This window comes from Pseudomonas sp. S2_A10 (genome assembly GCF_054668465.1).
In genome coordinates, this window is record NZ_CP162773.1 from 733,423 (window position 1) to 752,401 (window position 18,979).

At 61.0% G+C, this 18,979-nt stretch carries 15 protein-coding genes; 6 read left to right on the forward strand and 9 right to left on the reverse strand.

Annotated features, from left to right (window positions below):
- Positions 1 to 43: 43 nt before the first annotated feature.
- Positions 44 to 682, reverse strand: a complete 639-nt coding sequence (locus tag AB4N41_RS03285; protein WP_056790104.1) for a Pr6Pr family membrane protein — start codon at positions 680 to 682, stop codon at positions 44 to 46.
- 1 nt (position 683) lies between these two features.
- Positions 684 to 914 (reverse strand): VF530 family protein, encoded by a 231-nt coding sequence (locus tag AB4N41_RS03290; RefSeq protein ID WP_016773359.1) that lies wholly within the window; start codon positions 912 to 914, stop codon positions 684 to 686.
- A 298-nt stretch (positions 915 to 1,212) separates the two neighbouring features.
- Here AB4N41_RS03290 and AB4N41_RS03295 point away from each other — a divergent pair, with 298 nt between their 5' ends.
- Together AB4N41_RS03295 and AB4N41_RS03300 are read left to right on the forward strand one after the other, a co-directional pair.
- On the forward strand, positions 1,213 to 2,580 hold the full coding sequence (locus tag AB4N41_RS03295; protein WP_460138339.1) for a carbohydrate porin: 1,368 nt from the start codon (positions 1,213 to 1,215) through the stop codon (positions 2,578 to 2,580).
- Between the two features lie 222 nt (positions 2,581 to 2,802).
- The gene (locus AB4N41_RS03300; RefSeq protein WP_095181723.1) at positions 2,803 to 5,214 is read left to right on the forward strand and encodes a glucose/quinate/shikimate family membrane-bound PQQ-dependent dehydrogenase; all 2,412 of its coding nucleotides are present in this window, start codon (positions 2,803 to 2,805) and stop codon (positions 5,212 to 5,214) included.
- Positions 5,215 to 5,419: 205 nt separating this feature from the next.
- Here the strand turns inward: AB4N41_RS03300 and AB4N41_RS03305 are convergent, their stop codons facing one another.
- Positions 5,420 to 5,608 carry a hypothetical protein gene (locus AB4N41_RS03305; RefSeq protein WP_041479908.1) on the reverse strand — a complete coding sequence of 63 codons (189 nt, stop codon included), beginning with the start codon at positions 5,606 to 5,608 and terminating at the stop codon, positions 5,420 to 5,422.
- A gap of 396 nt (positions 5,609 to 6,004) precedes the next feature.
- On the opposite strand from AB4N41_RS03305, the gene lon reads away from it, so the two are divergent.
- The 4 genes from lon (at position 6,005) to cmoB (ending at position 10,920) form a co-directional block, all read left to right on the forward strand.
- Positions 6,005 to 8,419: an endopeptidase La gene (lon, locus tag AB4N41_RS03310; RefSeq protein WP_460138340.1), complete on the forward strand. Its 2,415-nt coding sequence runs from the start codon at positions 6,005 to 6,007 to the stop codon at positions 8,417 to 8,419.
- Positions 8,420 to 8,635: 216 nt separating this feature from the next.
- Positions 8,636 to 9,028, forward strand: a complete 393-nt coding sequence (locus AB4N41_RS03315; protein ID WP_024014192.1) for a protease inhibitor I42 family protein — start codon at positions 8,636 to 8,638, stop codon at positions 9,026 to 9,028.
- A gap of 195 nt (positions 9,029 to 9,223) precedes the next feature.
- Positions 9,224 to 9,967 (forward strand): carboxy-S-adenosyl-L-methionine synthase CmoA, encoded by a 744-nt coding sequence (cmoA, locus tag AB4N41_RS03320; RefSeq protein ID WP_073473266.1) that lies wholly within the window; start codon positions 9,224 to 9,226, stop codon positions 9,965 to 9,967.
- Complete coding sequence (cmoB, locus tag AB4N41_RS03325) at positions 9,964 to 10,920, forward strand: tRNA 5-methoxyuridine(34)/uridine 5-oxyacetic acid(34) synthase CmoB (protein WP_095181720.1); 957 nt, start codon at positions 9,964 to 9,966, stop codon at positions 10,918 to 10,920. Before cmoA ends, cmoB begins: the two co-directional genes overlap by 4 nt.
- A 166-nt stretch (positions 10,921 to 11,086) precedes the next feature.
- Here the strand turns inward: cmoB and tadA are convergent, their stop codons facing one another.
- The 6 genes from tadA to treC form a co-directional block, all read right to left on the reverse strand.
- Positions 11,087 to 11,587 carry a tRNA adenosine(34) deaminase TadA gene (gene tadA / locus AB4N41_RS03330; protein ID WP_056790123.1) on the reverse strand — a complete coding sequence of 167 codons (501 nt, stop codon included), beginning with the start codon at positions 11,585 to 11,587 and terminating at the stop codon, positions 11,087 to 11,089.
- On the reverse strand, positions 11,587 to 12,963 hold the full coding sequence (locus AB4N41_RS03335) for a multicopper oxidase family protein (protein ID WP_065616645.1): 1,377 nt from the start codon (positions 12,961 to 12,963) through the stop codon (positions 11,587 to 11,589). Before AB4N41_RS03335 ends, tadA begins: the two co-directional genes overlap by 1 nt.
- A gap of 118 nt (positions 12,964 to 13,081) precedes the next feature.
- Positions 13,082 to 13,372, reverse strand: coding sequence for a PTS transporter subunit EIIB (locus tag AB4N41_RS03340; protein WP_460138341.1), 291 nt, complete (start codon positions 13,370 to 13,372; stop codon positions 13,082 to 13,084).
- Positions 13,373 to 13,374: 2 nt separating this feature from the next.
- Complete coding sequence (ptsP, locus tag AB4N41_RS03345; protein WP_460138342.1) at positions 13,375 to 15,903, reverse strand: phosphoenolpyruvate--protein phosphotransferase; 2,529 nt, start codon at positions 15,901 to 15,903, stop codon at positions 13,375 to 13,377.
- Positions 15,904 to 15,953: 50 nt separating this feature from the next.
- Positions 15,954 to 17,177 carry a maltoporin gene (locus tag AB4N41_RS03350; RefSeq protein WP_150741874.1) on the reverse strand — a complete coding sequence of 408 codons (1,224 nt, stop codon included), beginning with the start codon at positions 17,175 to 17,177 and terminating at the stop codon, positions 15,954 to 15,956.
- A gap of 107 nt (positions 17,178 to 17,284) precedes the next feature.
- Positions 17,285 to 18,931 (reverse strand): alpha,alpha-phosphotrehalase, encoded by a 1,647-nt coding sequence (treC, locus tag AB4N41_RS03355; protein ID WP_056790136.1) that lies wholly within the window; start codon positions 18,929 to 18,931, stop codon positions 17,285 to 17,287.
- Between the last annotated feature and the right edge of the window lie 48 nt (positions 18,932 to 18,979).

Here is an 18,979-nt window from a genome sequence, read left to right on the forward strand (position 1 = left end):
TGACGCACCGCATTCGCGAGCAGGCTCGCTCCCACACTGGATCTCAACTTCGTGCGGACAATTTGCGGTCGAGGCCGATAATCAGCACCCCCACCAACACAAACCCCACCAATATCCCCCCGGCATTCGCCAGCACCTGTGGATAACCCAACGCCGCCACATCAATGAACGGATACGCATAAGCGCCGAGCAGATGCCCGCGCAGCAAGGCATAGATGAAGTACACCAGCGGATAGATCAGCCACAGCGGCAGATGCCACAGGCGCAACGTGCCTTTGGGGACGCAGCGCCACCAATAGCCGAGAAACAGCAATGGCATGACGTCGTGGAGCAACTCATCGGCAACAAACTGCCAGCCTTCGGGGTGCCACAAATGCCGTAACAGAATGCTGTAGGCCAGACCGACGACGGCGATACTCACCGCGATTCCACTGCTGACCCACGGCTGCAGAAACCAGCGCCGTGCGGCGGATTCGCGCTCGGTGACCGCGCAGGTCAACACCGTCGCCACCAAGGTGTTGGTCAATATGGTGAAGTAGCTGAAGAAACTCACCAGCCCGCCCAGCAGGCTGGCGCCGATGCTCAATCGTGCGAAGAAGATCAGGTACAGCTGAATCGTCAATCCGGCCCAGCCCAACACGGCCAGGCCGGTGATCAGGCGTCGGCGCCTCGCGCTGTCCATCTCAGAGCGGTCGCTTGGTGCGCATCAGCTTAACGTACAGGCGCTCGACCTTCTCCCGCGCCCACGGGGTTTTACGCAGGAAGGTCAGGCTCGACTTGATGCTCGGATCGCTCTTGAAGCAACGGATGTCGATACGCTCGGCCAGCCCCGACCACTCGTAGTGAGTCACCAGTGCATTGAGGATCTGTTCAAGGGTCACGCCGTGCAGCGGATCGGGGGATTGTTCGTTCATGCCGGGCCTTTGGGCGAAGTGATATGCAGAAGCCGCGCACCTTAGCCGAGGGGCCGGGCGGGTGGAAGGCCTGTCTTCAAATGTAGGCCAACCTAGGAAGATCGCAGGCTGTGGCCCGACTCACAATGCGCCCGTTTGCCGCACTGTTACCGAATCCGAAACGCTGCATGTCTGCAAAAGCGCTTTCTCAATTTGTTACAGATCATTATCCTGCCGCCCTTCCGCTGAAACGCTTCACTGCCTGCGACAATCTGAAGCGCTCGGCCTGCACCTGAAAACATCAAAAAAAGACTTCTTCATGCCTGACTTTTCCTTCTCCCGAGACAGCGCTATCTCTGCCCTGCGCACCCTTGGCGGCTGCACCGCCCTCGGCCTTGCCACTTGCGCCCACGCGGCGCCGGCCTTCGACAGTGAATCACCGTACATGCTTGGTGACTGGAACGGCACGCGCACGGAACTTGCGGAAAAAGGCTACGACTTCAAACTCGATTACACCGGCGAAATGGGCAGCAACCTGCACGGCGGCTATGACCACGACCGCACTGCCCGCTACAGCGACCAGTTCGGCCTCGGCACCCATCTGGATCTGCAGAAGATCCTCGGTTGGAACGACGCTGAATTTCAGCTGACCATCACCAAGCGCAGCGGCAACAACATCAGCAACGACCGCATCAACGACCCGCGCGTTGGCGGCTTCACTTCCGCCCAGGAAGTCTGGGGCCGTGGCCAGACCACGCGCCTGACGCAGATGTGGTATCAGCAGAAATTCTTCGATCAGAAACTCGACATCAAGGTCGGCCGTTTCGGCGAAGGCGAAGACTTCAACAGCTTCCCTTGCGACTTCCAGAACCTCGCGTTCTGCGGCTCGCAGGTCGGTAACTGGGTCGGCGGCATCTGGTACAACTGGCCGGTCAGCCAGTGGGCACTGCGGGTCAAATATCACCTGACGCCCGAGCTGTATGCGCAGGTCGGCGCCTACGAGCAGAACCCGTCGAACCTCGATCGCGGCAACGGTTTCAAACTCAGCGGCAGCGGCACCCAGGGCGCGATCCTGCCGGTCGAACTGGTGTGGACGCCGAAGCTCAACGGCCTGCCGGGCGAATACCGCGCCGGTTATTACTACAGCAATGCCAAGGCCTCTGACGTCTATAAAGACCGCAATGACCAACCGGCAGCGCTGAGCGGCGAAGCCTATCGCAGTGCCTCGAGCAAGCACGGCGTATGGCTGGGCATTCAGCAGCAGGTCACCAGCATCGCCAGCGACCACTCGCGCGGCTTGAGCCTGTTCGCCAACGCGACGATGCATGACAAGAAAACCAACGCCATCGACAACTACGTGCAGGCCGGCCTGACCTACAAAGGCCCGTTCGACGCCCGCGCCAAAGATGACATCGGTTTCGCCCTCGCTCGTGTGCACGTCAACCCGGCCTATCGCAAGAACGCCGAGGCGAGCAACCGCGCCAACGCCGTCTACGACTACGACTACGACAATCCGGCGTTCCTGCCACCGCAGGACACCGAATACAGCGCCGAGCTGTATTACGGCGTGCACGTGACCAACTGGCTGACCGTGCGCCCCAACCTGCAATACATCCGCCACCCCGGTGGCGTGAACGACGTCGACGACGCCCTGATCGGCGGGATCAAGATCCAGTCGTCGTTCTAAAAAACGCCACAAGGCCCTGTGGGAGCTGGCTTGCTAGCGATAGCAATCTGTCTGGCGCTTTCAGTGTTGGATGTGCAATCGCCATCGCTGGCAAGCCAGCTCCCACAGGGATCCATGAAATTCGTTAGCCGAACAAGTTTTTATCTGAACCATGCCTGCGCCAGATCGTCATCTAAAGTGACTACAGCGCGGGACTACATAAACGTCACGGAGAATCACACTATGAGCACCGAAAGTGCTTCGAGTCGGGGCCGTCTGCTACCGGGCCTGCTCGGCATCCTGCTTCTACTGATGGGCCTGGCCATGCTGGCCGGGGGAGTCAAGCTGAGCATGCTCGGCGGCTCGCTTTACTATCTGCTGGCCGGTATCGGCATCGCGCTGAGCGGCATTCTGCTGCTGATGCGCCGCCGCGCTGCACTGGGCCTGTACGCCATCGTGCTGTTTGCCAGCACGGTATGGGCATTGTGGGAAGTCGGTCTGGACTGGTGGCAACTGGTGCCGCGTCTGGCGCTGTGGTTTGTCCTCGGTTTCGTGATGCTGCTGCCGTGGTTCCGTCGTCCGCTGCTGCTCAACGGCCCGGCGAAAATCGGCACTGGCGGCCTGACCGTCGCTGTGATCCTGGCCGGCGTTACCGCTCTGGCCAGCCTCTTCACCCACCCGGGCGAAACCTTCGGTGAACTGGGCCGCGACACCGCCGACATGACCAGCACCGCACCGGCCATGCCGGATGGCGACTGGCAAGCGTACGGTCGCACCGAGTTCGGTGACCGCTACTCGCCGCTCAAGCAGATCACCCCGGAAAATGTCGGCAAGCTGCAAGAAGCCTGGCGCATCCAGACCGGCGACCTGCCAACTGCGGATGACCCGGTCGAGCTGACCAACGAAAACACCCCGCTCAAAGCCAACGGCATGGTCTACGCCTGCACCGCGCACAGCAAAGTGCTGGCACTGGACCCGGACACCGGCAAGGAAATCTGGCGCTTCGATCCACAGATCAAGAGCCCGGTCGGCTTCAAGGGCTTCGCCCACATGACCTGCCGTGGCGTGTCGTACTACGACGAAGCCGCCTATGCCAAGTCTGAAAATGCCGGTTCCGCTGTCATCTCTGAAGCCGGCCAGGCCGTTGCTCAGGCCTGCCCGCGTCGCCTGTACCTGCCAACCGCCGATGCCCGCCTGATCGCACTGAACGCCGACACCGGCAAGATCTGCGAAGGCTTCGGCACCAACGGCGTGGTCGACCTGACCCAAGGCATCGGCCCGTTCACCGCCGGCGGCTACTACTCCACCTCGCCAGCAGCGATTACCCGTGATCTGGTGATCATGGGCGGTCACGTCACCGACAACGAGTCGACCAACGAGCCATCGGGCGTGATCCGCGCCTTCGACGTGCGCGATGGGCACCTGGTATGGAACTGGGACAGCGACAAGCCGGACGCCACCGAGCCATTGGCCCCGGGCGAAACCTACAGCCGCAACTCGGCGAACATGTGGTCGCTGGCCAGCGTCGATGAAAAACTCGGCATGGTCTACCTGCCACTGGGCAACCAGACCCCTGACCAATGGGGCGGCAATCGCACCCCCGGCGCCGAGAAATTCAGCGCCGGCCTCGTCGCGTTGGACCTGGCTACCGGTAAAGTGCGCTGGAACTACCAGTTCACCCACCACGACCTGTGGGACATGGACGTGGGCAGCCAGCCAACCCTGCTCGACATGAAAACCGCCGACGGCGTGAAACCTGCGCTGATCGCCCCGACCAAACAGGGCAGCCTGTACGTCCTCGACCGTCGTGACGGCACGCCGATCATTCCGATCAAGGAAATCCCGGTTCCGCAGGGCGCCGTGAAAGGCGACCACACCGCACCGACCCAGGCCCGTTCGGACCTCAACCTGCTGGCCCCGGAACTGACCGAAAAAGCCATGTGGGGCGCGAGCCCGTTCGATCAGATGCTGTGCCGCATCCAGTTCAAGGAACTGCGTTACGAAGGCCAGTACACCCCGCCATCGGAACAGGGCAGCCTGATCTATCCGGGTAACGTCGGCGTGTTCAACTGGGGCGGCGTCTCGGTCGACCCGGTTCGCCAGCTGCTGTTCACCAGCCCGAACTACATGGCCTTCGTCTCGAAAATGGTGCCACGCGAGCAAGTCGAAGCCGGCAGCAAGCGCGAGAGCGAAACCTCGGGCGTGCAGCCAAACACTGGTGCGCCATACGCGGTGATCATGCACCCGTTCATGTCGCCACTCGGCGTACCGTGCCAGGCCCCGGCCTGGGGCTACGTCGCCGGTATCGACCTGACCACCGGCAAAGTCGTGTGGAAACGCAAGAACGGCACCAGCCGCGACAGCTCGCCAATCCCGATCGGCTTCACCCTCGGCGTACCGAGCATGGGCGGTTCGATGGTCACTGCCGGCGGCGTCGGCTTCCTCAGCGGCACCCTCGACCAGTACCTGCGCGCCTATGACGTGAATACCGGTAAAGAACTGTGGAAATCGCGCCTGCCAGCAGGCGGCCAAGCGACTCCGATGACCTACACCGGCAAGGACGGCAAGCAATACGTGCTGCTCGTTGTTGGCGGTCACGGCTCGCTGGGCACCAAGATGGGTGACTACATCATTGCGTACAAACTGCCGGAATAAGCGGTAGCGGCGGTAAAAAAGAAGGCGCCACCCTGTGAGGGGTGGCGCCTTTTTGCATGGAGGCGTGCCCAACATGCTCCATTCGCACCAAGGTGTATGGCATCAATGAAGTCTGTCCACTTCGCCTTGGGCAATTCGGTGCTTTCAAGAAAAAATCAAAAGATCGCAACCTTCGAACGCTTGTCGTCAGCGTGACCCGACAGAATCAAAAGGCTTTTCCTCCATTTGCCATCCGTTGCAATCGATCGATGATCAGTTGCTCGGCATGCTTGCGGGTTTCCAGCAACAAACTCTTATCCGTTTCGCTGTAGATCACCTGGAAACGCAAACCCGGCGTGTCGGAAGAATATTCGCGAATGATGAAATCCCTGTATTTCGTATCGGTATGACTCATGGTTCGATTCCTTGACGTTGGTAAATTCTCGAACACCTCTCTGTCGTTCGAGATTGAACCGCAATCTTCGGCCGATTGAGTCAGTTGTCTACTGTCAGAAATTACAGGGACTCAAGGCCAGTTCGAAATAAGCCGAACGGAATCCATCAAAACTCCATTTAATAGTTAAAGCTAACCAACACTCGCGTTTTTCGCTAGTTATGCACAGACATTGTTAGATTCCACTAGGCATCCGTGCCGACCTGAAGGATCTTGCCACCGGCCCAACGGCCGCCAAGGTTAACAAGGTCAAAAACTTTGCAAACCTGAACACACAAGCAGAAACACACCCGCCCCATTGAAACCACCCCACCCCTGCCCCATCTAACACCCCATACCCCATTGCGCAGGTGCCCCATGACCGACCAGCAAGATCGCCCGGACAACCACGACGATTACGAAAACGACCACATCGAACACACCTCCTCCGGCACCGGCCTGGCGCTGCCCGGGCAAAACCTGCCGGACAAGGTCTACATCATCCCGATCCACAACCGTCCGTTCTTCCCGGCCCAGGTCCTGCCGGTCATCGTCAACGAAGAACCGTGGGCCGAAACCCTCGAACTGGTCAGCAAATCCGAACACCACTCCCTGGCCCTGTTCTTCATGGACACGCCCCAGGAAGACCCGCGCCACTTCGACACCGGCGCCCTCCCCGAATACGGCACGCTGGTCAAGGTGCACCACGCCAGCCGCGAAAACGGCAAACTTCAATTCGTCGCCCAGGGCCTGAGCCGCGTGCGCATCAAGACCTGGCTCAAGCACCATCGCCCGCCTTACCTGGTCGAAGTCGAATATCCGCACCAGCCGACCGAGCCGACCGACGAGGTCAAGGCCTACGGCATGGCGCTGATCAATGCGATCAAGGAATTGTTGCCGCTCAACCCGCTGTACAGCGAAGAGCTGAAGAACTACCTCAACCGCTTCAGCCCCAACGACCCGTCGCCGCTGACCGACTTCGCCGCCGCGCTGACCTCCGCCACCGGCCCCGAGCTGCAAGAAGTGCTCGACTGCGTGCCGATGCTCAAGCGCATGGAAAAAGTCCTGCCGATGCTGCGCAAGGAAGTCGAAGTCGCGCGCCTGCAGAAAGAAATTTCCGCCGAAGTCAACCGCAAGATCGGCGAGCATCAGCGTGAGTTCTTCCTCAAGGAGCAACTCAAGGTCATCCAGCAGGAACTCGGCCTGACCAAGGACGACCGCAGCGCCGACCTCGAACAGTTCCAGCAGCGCCTCGAAGGCAAAACCCTGCCGGCGCCAGTGCAGAAGCGCCTCGAGGAAGAAACCCACAAACTGTCGATCCTCGAAACCGGCTCGCCGGAATACGCCGTCACGCGCAATTATCTGGACTGGGCAACATCGGTGCCGTGGGGCGTGTACGGCGAGGACAAACTCGACCTCAAGCACGCACGCAAAATCCTCGACAAGCACCATGCGGGTCTGGACGACATCAAGGATCGCATCCTCGAATTCCTCGCCGTCGGTGCGTACAAAGGCGAGATCAGCGGCTCGATCGTGTTGCTGGTCGGCCCACCGGGCGTGGGTAAAACCAGCGTCGGCAAATCCATCGCCGAATCCCTCGGGCGGCCGTTCTACCGCTTCAGCGTCGGCGGCATGCGCGACGAGGCCGAAATCAAGGGCCACCGCCGCACCTACATCGGCGCCCAACCGGGCAAACTGGTGCAGGCGTTGAAAGACGTCGAAGTGATGAACCCGGTGATCATGCTCGACGAAATCGACAAGATGGGCCAGAGCTACCAGGGCGACCCGGCCTCGGCGCTGCTGGAAACCCTCGACCCGGAGCAGAACGTTGAATTTCTCGACCACTACCTCGACCTGCGTATGGATCTGTCGAAGGTGCTGTTCGTCTGCACCGCCAACACCTTGGATTCAATTCCCGGCCCGTTGCTGGACCGGATGGAAGTGATTCGCCTGTCCGGCTACATCACCGAAGAAAAAGTCGCCATCGCCAAGCGTCACTTGTGGCCGAAACTGCTGGAAAAGGCCGGCGTATCAAAAGGCAGCCTGAGCATCAGCGACAGCGCGCTCAAAGCACTGATCGATGGCTATGCCCGCGAAGCCGGCGTGCGTCAGCTGGAAAAGCAGATGGGCAAACTGGTGCGCAAAGCGGTGATGAAGCTGATCGACGATCCGAAAGCGGTGATCAAACTCGGGCCGAAAGATCTTGAAGCCTCGCTGGGCCATCCGGTGTTCCGCAACGAACAAGTGCTGTCTGGCACCGGCGTGATTACCGGTCTGGCCTGGACCAGCATGGGCGGCGCGACCTTGCCGATCGAAGCCACGCGGATTCATACGCTTAACCGGGGCTTCAAGCTCACCGGGCAACTGGGCGATGTGATGAAAGAGTCGGCGGAGATCGCCTACAGCTACGTCAGTTCGCACCTCAAGCAATTTGGTGGTGATGCGAAGTTCTTCGACGAAGCCTTCGTCCACCTGCACGTACCGGAAGGCGCAACACCGAAGGACGGCCCGAGCGCTGGCGTGACCATGGCCAGCGCCCTGCTCTCGCTCGCACGCAATCAACCGCCGAAAAAAGGCGTGGCGATGACCGGCGAACTGACCCTGACCGGGCATGTACTGCCGATCGGCGGCGTTCGCGAAAAGGTCATCGCAGCGCGCCGGCAGAAGATTTTCGAACTGATTCTGCCGGAGCCGAACCGGGGTAACTTTGAGGAATTGCCGGATTATCTGAAGGAAGGGATTACCGTGCACTTTGCCAAGCGGTTTGCGGACGTGGCGAAGGTGCTCTTCTGACAATCATGTAGTGCCTGATGTACCGCTATCGCTGGCAAGCCAGCTCCCACAATGTTCAATGTGCCCACAAATCTTGTGGTCAACCGAGAAACCTGTGGGAGCTGGCTTGCCAGCGATGGCTTCAGTGCTGCCAACACGGAACTCCCTGACCGTCACACTTTGTCCCATCTTCAGTTATGCTCGCCGTTCGTCGTAACCGCCGGAGCTGCTGACCTTATGTCCCCCACTCGCCTGTTTCTCCCCCTCGCCCTTTCCTTGCTGGCGGCCTGCGCCACGCAACCGAAACACAACGTGACCGTGGAAAAACAAAGCGAATGTCCCGTGCGGCTCAACGTCGGGCAAAACCTGATCATCAGCCTGCCAAGCAACCCGACCACCGGCTACCGCTGGGCGATTCAGGATTCAGCTGGCGGCGTGTTGCGCGCCCTCAGCCCCGAGGTTTACAGCAATCCGGAAGATGCCGGCGTGGTTGGCGCAGCGGGGGTTTCGACCTGGCGCTTCCAGGCCTTCGCAGCAGGCACCGGGCGTTTGCGCCTGACCTCGCAACAACCGTGGGCACCGGAAGTGCTGCCTGTTGAGACCTTCGACTGCGCCATTTCGGTGAACTGACTGCAGCTTCTTCGCGAGCAGGCTCGCTCCGACAGATCACCGCGCCCCCCCTGTGGGAGCGAGCCTGCTCGCGAAAGCCATATCCCAGACGGCGAAAATTACACCCGGTTCGGTGCTTTATCAGACAACCCAAGCATCCCCGCGCCAGTTTGGCTAAAATGCCGGCCTTTTCCACCGACACCGCCGGACGCCGCCGTGAGCAAAGAACCCGATCGCCTATTCGCCCAGCCTTTGGCCCAGGTGCCTGACTTCGCCTTCAATGAAGACGTGGTGCGGGTGTTCCCGGACATGATCAAGCGCTCGGTGCCGGGTTACCCGACCATCGTCGAAAACCTCGGCGTGCTCGCGGCGCAGTTCGCCCAGCCGAACAGCGTGCTCTACGACCTCGGCTCGTCGCTCGGCGCAGTGACTCAAGCCCTGCGCCGCCATGTGCGCACCGACGGTTGCCGGGTCATCGCTGTGGACAACTCGGCGGCGATGGTCGAGCGCTGTCGCGAATACCTCAACGGTCAGGATTCAATGTTCCAGGAACTGCTGCCGGTCGAGGTGATCGAGGGCGATATCCTCGCGCTGGAGTTTCAACCGGCCTCGGTGGTGGCGCTGAACTTCACTCTGCAATTCATTGCCCCGGCCCAGCGCACCGCGTTGCTCTCGCGCATTCGCCAATCGTTGTTGCCCGGCGGCGCGCTGATTCTCTCGGAGAAGCTGCGCTTCAACGATGCCGAAGAGCATGCGCTGCTCACCGATCTGCACGTGGCGTTCAAACGCGCCAACGGCTACAGCGAACTGGAAATCGCCCAGAAGCGCAGCGCCATCGAAAACGTCATGAAGCCCGACAGCCTCGAAGAACACCGCGAACGCCTGCTGGCCGCCGGGTTCTCGAAAGTCGTGCCGTGGTTCCAGTGTCTTAACTTTGCCTCGTTGATTGCCTTGCCATGATTGATCTGTCCCCCCTCGCCCGGCGTCTGGCCGGTACTCCGCTGGCCGAATGGGCCAACACGCTGCAAGCGCAACTCGACAAGAAAATGGACAAAGGCCACGGCGATCTGGAGCGCTGGCAAAGTGCGCTGGACGCCTTGCCGAAGATCCAGCCAAGCGAAGTCGACCTGCTCAACGGCCTGAAACTCGACACCGATTGCGACGACGACACTCGCGCGCAGATGCGCACCGCGCTGATGGGTCTGTCGCCGTGGCGCAAAGGGCCGTTCGACCTGTTCGGTGTGCATGTGGACACCGAATGGCGCTCGGACTGGAAGTGGTCGCGGGTCTCCCCGCACCTCGACCTGAAGGGCAAACGCATCCTTGATGTCGGTTGCGGCAACGGCTACTACATGTGGCGCATGCTCGGCGCCGGCGCCGACAGCGTGATCGGGGTCGACCCGAACTGGCTGTTCTTCTGCCAGTTCCAGGCGGTGCAGCGTTACTTGTCCGAGCCGAATGCCTGGCACCTGCCGTTCCCGTTCGAAGACCTGCCGCCGAATCTGGAAGGCTTCGACACGGTGTTTTCCATGGGCGTGTTCTACCACCGTCGCTCGCCGATCGAGCATTTGCTGGCGCTGAAGGATTGCCTGGTCAAGGGCGGCGAACTGGTGCTGGAAACCCTCGTGGTCGAAGGCGACAAGCATCAGGTGCTGGTGCCGGAAGATCGCTACGCGCAGATGCGCAACGTGTGGTTTTTGCCGTCGGTGCCGGCGCTGGAATTGTGGCTGCGCAGAGCCGGATTCAGCGATATTCGTTGTGTGGATGTCAGTACCACGACGGTGGAAGAACAACGCGGGACGGAGTGGATGAAGTATCAGTCGCTGAGCGATTTTCTGGATCCTGAAGACCACAGCAAAACCATTGAAGGGCTGCCGGCGCCGATGCGGGCAGTTATCGTCGCCAGGAAGTAAGCGTATTTTCCCATGACCGCGGTGGGCCTCCCCCTCACCCCAGCCCTCTCCCCAGGGAGAGGGAGCTGATTGTTGAGCTTTTCAAAACTTGAGTCCGACTCGGTATTTCAGGTCGGCGGACTTGGTCCATTCAACTCGGTCGGTCCCCTCTCCCTCTGGGAGAGGGTTAGGGTGAGGGGTTTTTAGTGCGTCTGGCGCGGAAAAACTCGGTCAGCACCGCACCACATTCTTCAGCCAACACCCCGCCCTCATACAACACCCGGTGATTCAAAAAGCCCTGGGTAAAAAACTGTCCCTGACTCTGCACAATCCCGGCCTTGGGTTCCAGCGCGCCGTACACCACCCGCGCCACCCGCGAATGCACGATCAGCCCGGCGCACATGCTGCAAGGCTCCAGCGTCACATACAGCGTGCTGCCCGGCAGGCGATAGTTATCCACTGCCTGCGCGGCGGCGCGGATCGCGACCATTTCGGCGTGGGCACTCGGGTCGCTGGTGCTGATCGGGCAATTGAAGCCGCGACCGATGATCACGCCATCCTGCACCAGCACCGCGCCCACCGGCACCTCACCGAGGGCGGCGCCCTGCGCGGCGAGGGTCAAGGCTTCGCGCATGAAGTCGCGGTCGCGGCTGCGGTCGATGATCGCCGCCGGGCGGATCTGGCGCATCACTTCACCTCGATCGCGGCCATCAGGCCGGTTTCCATGTGGTCGATGACATGGCAGTGGAACATCCACACCCCCGGGTTATCCGCCACCAGCGCCACTTGCGCACGCTCGTTCTTGCCCAGCAGATAGGTGTCGGTGAAATACGGCACGACTTTGTGCCGGTTCGACGCGATCACCTTGAAGCTCATGCCGTGCAGGTGGATCGGGTGCTGGTACTGGGTCATGTTCTTCAATTCGAAAATATAGCTCTGGCCCAGTTTCAGGCTGGCAATCGGTCGGTCAGCACAGGTCTTGTCGGTGATGTCCCAGGCCTTGCCGTTGATCTGCCACAGGCTCGGCGGCTTGCCGTTTTCGGTGTTCACCGAGACCGAGCCGACCCATTCGAAATTGAAGTTGAGTTTCTCGGCATTGGCCAGATCCGGCTCGGCCACCGGGTTGGCCGGCAGGGCCTTCGGCCAGTCCGTCGGCGCATCGGTGTTGGCGACTGAACGCAGCGTACCCAGACGCACCGGGCCGTTGCGCAGCGACAACTCTTCACCGGCCGCCGGCGCCTTGATCGCCAGGCAAATGCGCATGCCGGGGCCGAGCCAGTATTCCTTGCCCAACGGGCGCGGCTCGACCGGGTTGCCATCCAGCGCGTAGATCTTCGCTTCGACACCGGGGATGTTGATGCGATAGGTCAGGGTGTTGTCGAGGTTGAGCAAACGCACCCGGGTGATCTGCCCGGCCGGCAGATCAATCACCGGCAGCGGCACACCATTGATCGTCGACAAGCGCCCGGCGGTACCGCCACGGGCCGCTTCGCGGGGGATGCTGAATTCGACGAACTGACCTTGCTCGTCGACATGCCAGTTCTTCAGGCTCAGGGTTTTCTCGTACTTGAAACCGGTCGGCTCGCGTTCCTCGATGATCAGCGGCCCGACCAGACCACGTCCGAGTTCTTCGCTGCTGCTGACATGCGGGTGATACCAATAGCTGCCGGCGTCCGGCACGCGGAATTTATAGTCGAAGTATTCGCCCGGCAGCACCGGCAACTGCGATACGTAGGGCACGCCGTCCATTTCCAGCGGCAGACGGATGCCGTGCCAGTGAATGGTAGTCGCCACCGGCAGGTGATTGATGAAGCGCACCCGCAACCATTCACCCTGGCGCACACGCAACTCGGTGCCCGGCGCCGACGGGCCGAACGCCCAGGCCTCGGTCTTGTGGCCCGGCACCAGCTCGACATCGAGCGGCGCGGCGATCAGTTCATAGTCGTGGCCGGCCTCGGCGTCGGCCATCTTGCCCAGCCAGTAACGCGACGCGCCTCCCGCGCCCACGCCAACGACAACAAGACCGGCCAGGCCACCGAGGATTTGGCGACGGGTAAAGGACATGAACTCAACTACCTCACGTATCAGCGACAGACCCCGAGGGATCCGCAAAAAGGCGAATACGATACACCCGCAGTTGAGAAACAGTAAGGGCGACCTGCGGCCGCACGTCTTGTCGGCCTTATGCGCGCAGCCCGGTAATCAGGTGCAGCACGCCGCCCTCAAGGCACATGACGCCCGACACACCGGCCATACTCAACGCCTGACGGTCGACCCGTGCCTCGTCATGCAGCGCCACGCGCACCCGAGTCAGCGCCACCGGTTGCTGCGACTTGAGGTTATCCACACCGCCCAGCGCCGCAACAATCTCGGCGCTCAGGCCGGCAATCGGTTCGGCGACGGCTTTCACCTCATCCGGGACCAGATCCGGCGTCAGTGCTTTCCAGAATGCCTGCTGCAATTTGTCGAACATGTTCAATTCTCCATTACCGGCGAGGCATCGACTTTCGCCTCATGAAACCGCTGCAAGGCTTCGCGCACGTCGTCGGCACTTTCCAGGTTCGAAACCTGTTCGGCGATGATTCGACAGTCGGCCAGATCCACTTCGCGGACCGCCGACTTGATCGCCGGAATCAACGGCACGCTCACCGACAGCTCATCCACACCCAGCCCCAGCAGCAACGGCACCGCAAGGCGTTCAGACGCCATGGCGCCGCAGACGCCGACCCATTTGCCGTGGGCATGCGCAGCCTTCACCGTCATGGCAATCAGGCGCAGGACTGAGGGATGAAAACTGTCCGCCTGACTGGCCAGACGCGGATGGTCACGATCCATGGCCAGGGTGTATTGGGTGAGGTCGTTGGTACCGATGGAGAAAAAATCCACGTGCGGCGCCAGCACATCGGCCATCAGCGCAGCGGCAGGCACTTCGATCATGATTCCCAGCTTTGGCAGGTGCGCCAGGCCCAGCACCCGCGCTTCTTGCTCGAGAATCTGCCGCGCCAGACGCAGTTCGGCCAAATTCGTGACCATCGGCAACATGATGTGCAGACGCGTCAGTTCACAGCAGGCGAGGATTGCACGGAACTGCTCGCGCAACAGTTGCGGTCGCTCAAGGCACAGACGAATGCCACGCAAACCGAGGAAAGGATTGGTTTCGCTGTCCATCGGCACATAAGCCAGCGGTTTGTCGCCACCGACATCGAGGGTGCGCACCACCAGATTGTGTGCCGGCCCGATGGTGCGGGCGATGGCGCTGTAAGTGGCCACCTGTTCGTCATGGCTCGGCGATTGCTGACGGCCCAGGTAGAGAAACTCCGAACGCAGCAGCCCCACGCCATTCGCGCCCAGCTCCATGGCCTGGGCGGTTTCTTCCTGCGAGGCAACGTTGGCGGTGACTTCGATGTGCTGACCGTCACGGGTGCAGGCCGCCTCGCTGGCCTGCGCCAGTTCCTGCTGATGACGCTGGCGCTGGCGCTCATGCCGCGTGCGCAATTGGTCAATGGACTCGGCGTCCGGGTGCAACTGCAATTCGCCTTTGTCGGCATCGAGCAGCACCCGCGTGCCGTTGCCGAGCCCGAGCATTTGCGCCGGCATGCCGCAGATCGCCGGTAAACCGCAGGCTCGCGCGAGGATCGCGACATGGCTGGTGGCGCCACCGCCGACGGTGGCAAACCCGAGCACCTTGCGCGTATCGAGCCCGGCGGTCTGGGACGGGGTCAGCTGATCGGCGATCAGAATGGTGTCGTCCGGCAACTCCAGCGTCTGCTCGTGAACACCGAGGATCAGCTTCAGCACGCGCTGGCCGACATCATCCAGATCCGCCGCGCGCTCAGCCAGTAAGGCATTGCCCAGCGAGCGAAACATCGCCGCCGTTGCGTCGGTGCTGGTCTTCCAGGCAAACGCCGCGCTGTTGCCCGCGTCGATCAGCGCCCTGGCCTGATCCAGCAGGCTCGGGTCGGCGAGCAGTTCCTGATGCGCCTTGAAGATCTCCGCCTGCGCCTGGCCGCTGGCGGTGTCGCGCAGATGTTGCAGGGCCATGTCGGCTTCGATCAGTGCTTGGCTCAACGCCTCCAGTTCAACTGGCGGCTCGGCGCCGAACTCGTTGACCATGAGCGACGCTTCGACAATCTGCATGACTTGCCCCAACGCCGAACCGGGCGAGGCGCAGACACCGCGCAGGATGTTCGGCATTTCTGCTGCATCGACTTCGACCGGCGCGGGCGCTTTGACCGCTTCGCCACAGCCTTCGCTCAGCAAGCGTGTCAGCGCATCGACGGCGGCTACGGCATCTTCGCCTTCGGCGCTGACCTGCACACTGTCGCCATGAGCCGTTTGCAACGCCATGATCGCCACCAGGGATTTGCCGTTGGCTTGAGCTTGCAGCTTGTGCAGATGGATGGTCGCTGAAAATGCTTTGGCCGCTTGGGCGAATACTGCCGCCGGCCGCGCGTGCAGGCCATTGGGATTGGGCAGATGGATCGGCTGCGAGAACACCGCGTCGCCCGGCACCGGCGCAGGATGTTCGCCAACGGCTGCGCCGACCACGACGTCAAGCACTGGCTGGCCCACCTCGACCAACCCGGTTGAGCCAACGAGTGAATCGAACGGCTCGCCGCTGACCACCAGCATCAAGGTCAACAAACTGCGCGCGTGCAGGGCAATGTAGTCAGCATCGAAGTCGATCAGCGCCTGCCCCGCTTCGACCCGCTGCCCCGCGTCAACGCGGCGGGTGAATCCTTCGCCGGCGAGATTCACCGTGTCCAGGCCGATATGCATCAACACCTGAACACCCGCATCACTGGTGATGGTGAGCGCATGCCCGCTGGCCTGCACATCGCTGACCACACCGGCCAACGGTGCGCAGAGCGTTGACGAAGTCGGGTCGATGCACAAACCGTCGCCGATGATCCGCCCGGCAAATACCGGGTCGGGCACCTGGTCCAGCGCCATCAGCACGCCGGATAAAGGAGCCAGCAGCTGCAATTGTTGGGGTGTGGCCATGACATCACCTGAGCTTGTATTGATTGAATGAGCGGTCGCAGCCGCTTTGCTTATTTCCACCAGTATTCAACCTGCAAGCCGACATTGGCGCCGTGCCGTGCGTTGCCGAAGGCGCCGGTGTCGGACAGCGCCGAACCTTTGGCCAACAGGTTGGCGGCACGCTTGGCTGCCTGGTTCCAGCTGGCATAGGTGTAATAAAGACGTACTTCGGGCCGCGCCCAGAATTCCGGGCCTTTTGGTGACCAGGTCGGTGCAAAGGTGAACTTGCTCAGCTTGCGCGTGCCGTCCGCCGCCTCGACCTGATCGTGACCCAGTTCGGTCACCAGTTTGAACTGCTCGCTCAGTGCATAGGCCGGGCGCACACCGAGTGACAGCCAGTTCTGGTCGGCGCCGCCCTGACGAATATCTTTCTGATACACCGCCTGGAATTGTCCGCCAAAACGTGGCGTCAGTTGCCAGTCGAAGAACTCGACGATCCGATAACTCTTGTTGCGGTCATCGAGCCTGACGTTACCGGTATAGCCCAATCCGGTGCCCGGCCCTTCACCGTATTGCAGCGCCAGTTTGTTCTTGCCGCCGAGAAAGTCCTGCTGCACGTGCTGAGTGGTAATCGCCCAGCCACGGTGGGCGTCGCGACTGTCGGGCTTGTCGATGTAACTCAGGCCGAACTCAAGTTCACCGCCCGGGTTACTGTTGAAACCGCCGACATTGAAGTCGTGGCGGTTGATGTAATCCTTCTGATAAAGGTTGTCCTTGCGTGAAAAGGCGTAGCTGTATTTCAAGCCACCGAGCAACACGTCTTCAATGCCTGCCCCGGTGGCGCTCTGGTTCCAGTAATAGAAATCGGAAATATGGATGTCGTTACGTTTGTAGTAGCGCCGACCGGCCCACAGCGAGCCGCCGTTGAGCGCGGGCATCGCCGACCATTGCGCGTAAGCCTGCGGCAGGCGAATCGAGCCGTTGTCTTCCTTGAACGTCAGGCTGCGGTCGTAGCGGTTGTACAGCGATGCCATGCCGTCGACGCTCAGCACCGAGCCGTCTTCGAGGGTGTACAGATCCTGGCGCAGCTCGAGCTCACCGTACTGCTCGCACTCGTTACCGAGGCGATATTTGGTCTGCGCGCCGGGCAACTGGAAACACGACTGGCTGCTGCTGTTTACCGAGGTTCCGACACCGCTGCGCAGATAGCCGCCGAACTCCAGCGCCTGTGAGGACGTGGGCATTGCCAGACAAATCCCCGCGACTGCCAGGCTGTAATTTATGGTTGCTCTCATATATGCCACCCGTTGTTTTTATTGTGTGGTTGCAGGAATTCAGCGCGCACAAATCCCCCGCGCAGCGTTCTGCGTGTTTTTTCAAAGGTTGTTATTCAGTTAAAAAATCAGGGGTCGGTCAGGTGCAGCACGAAGGATTCGTAAGGTCGCAACTGCAGCAAACTCGTGCGTTGCGGGCAGTCCGGGTAGTTGCTGATCAGCAGGCGCTGCTCCTGGGCTTCGTCGATCAGCGCCGGTAGCTCGACCTCACATGCGGTGCCATAGAAATTGTTCACCACTAACAAGCGCTCTCCCGTCCCCTCGCGCAGGTACGCCCAGACCTGTGGATGCTCCGGCAGTAGTTGGCGATAGATGCCATCGGAGATCAACGCTTCAGTGCGGCGCAAAGCGATCAGGCGCCGATAGTGATGCAGCACCGATTCCGGGTCGTGCAGTTGATGCGCGACATTGATCTGTGCAGCATTGGCCGGCACACCGATCCATGGTTCGCTGCGAGTGAAGCCGGCGTTGTGCCCGGCGTGCCAGTGCATCGGTGTGCGCCCGTTATCGCGGGACTTCTGCATGATCGCCGCCATGTTGTCGAGGTCGCTTGCCCCGGCTTCACGCTTGAGGCGAAAGATATTCAGGGTCTCGACGTCACGGTATTGCTCGATGCTCTCGAACCCCGGATTGGTCATGCCCAGTTCTTCGCCCTGATAGACGAAAGGCGTGCCCTGCAGAAAGTGCAGCGCGGTACCAAGCATCTTCGCCGACAGCTCGCGGTATTCGCCGTCATTGCCGAACCGCGAGACCACGCGTGGCTGATCGTGGTTACACCAGAACAGCGCATTCCAGCCGCCACCCGCCTGCATGCCGGTCTGCCAGTCGGAGAGAATCTGCTTGAGCTGGAGGAAATCGAAATCGGCGCGCACCCATTTCTGCAGATTCGGGTAATCGACCTTCAGGTGATGAAAGTTGAAGGTCATCGACAGCTCTTTCGACTGTGGATTGGAGTAACGAATGCAGTGTTCCAGACGTGTCGAGGACATCTCGCCGACATTGATCAGCTCATGCCCTTCGAAGACTTCGCGGTGCATCTGCTGCAAGTAGGTGTGCACGTTCGGCCCGTCGGTGTAGAAGCGCCGACCATCGCTGTCGTCCTCGGGGAAGTCCGCCGGTTTCGAGATCAGGTTGATCACGTCCAGACGAAAACCACCCACACCCTTGTCGCGCCAGAAGCGCATCATCTTGAACACTTCGTCGCGGACCTTGGGGTTGTCCCAATTGAGATCCGCCTGGGTGTGGTCGAACAGGTGCAGATAATACTGGCCGGTCTGCGCTTCGTACTCCCAGGCCGAACCGCCGAACTTGGATTCCCAGTTGTTCGGCTGGTCGCGCCAGATATAGAAGTCGCGGTAAGGGTTGTCGAGGCTGCTGCGCGCCTGCTGGAACCACACATGCTCGATCGAGGTGTGGTTGACCACGATGTCGAGCATCAACTTGATTCCGCGTTTGCCCGCTTCGGCGATCAGCAGTTCACAGTCGGCCATGCTGCCGTAGCTCGGATCGACCGCGTAGTAGTCGCTGATGTCGTAGCCGTTATCGCGCTGCGGCGAGCGCAGGAACGGCGTGATCCACAGGTAATCGACCCCCAGCCATTGCAGGTAATCGAGCTTGGCGACGATGCCGAGCAGATCGCCGGTGGCGTTGCCGGCATGGCTGTGAAAGCTCTTCGGGTAGATCTGGTAGATCACCGAACGTTGCCAGTCTTGCATGGCGGATTTCCCTCTTGAATTTTACGATCTCTGTAGGAGCTGCCGGAG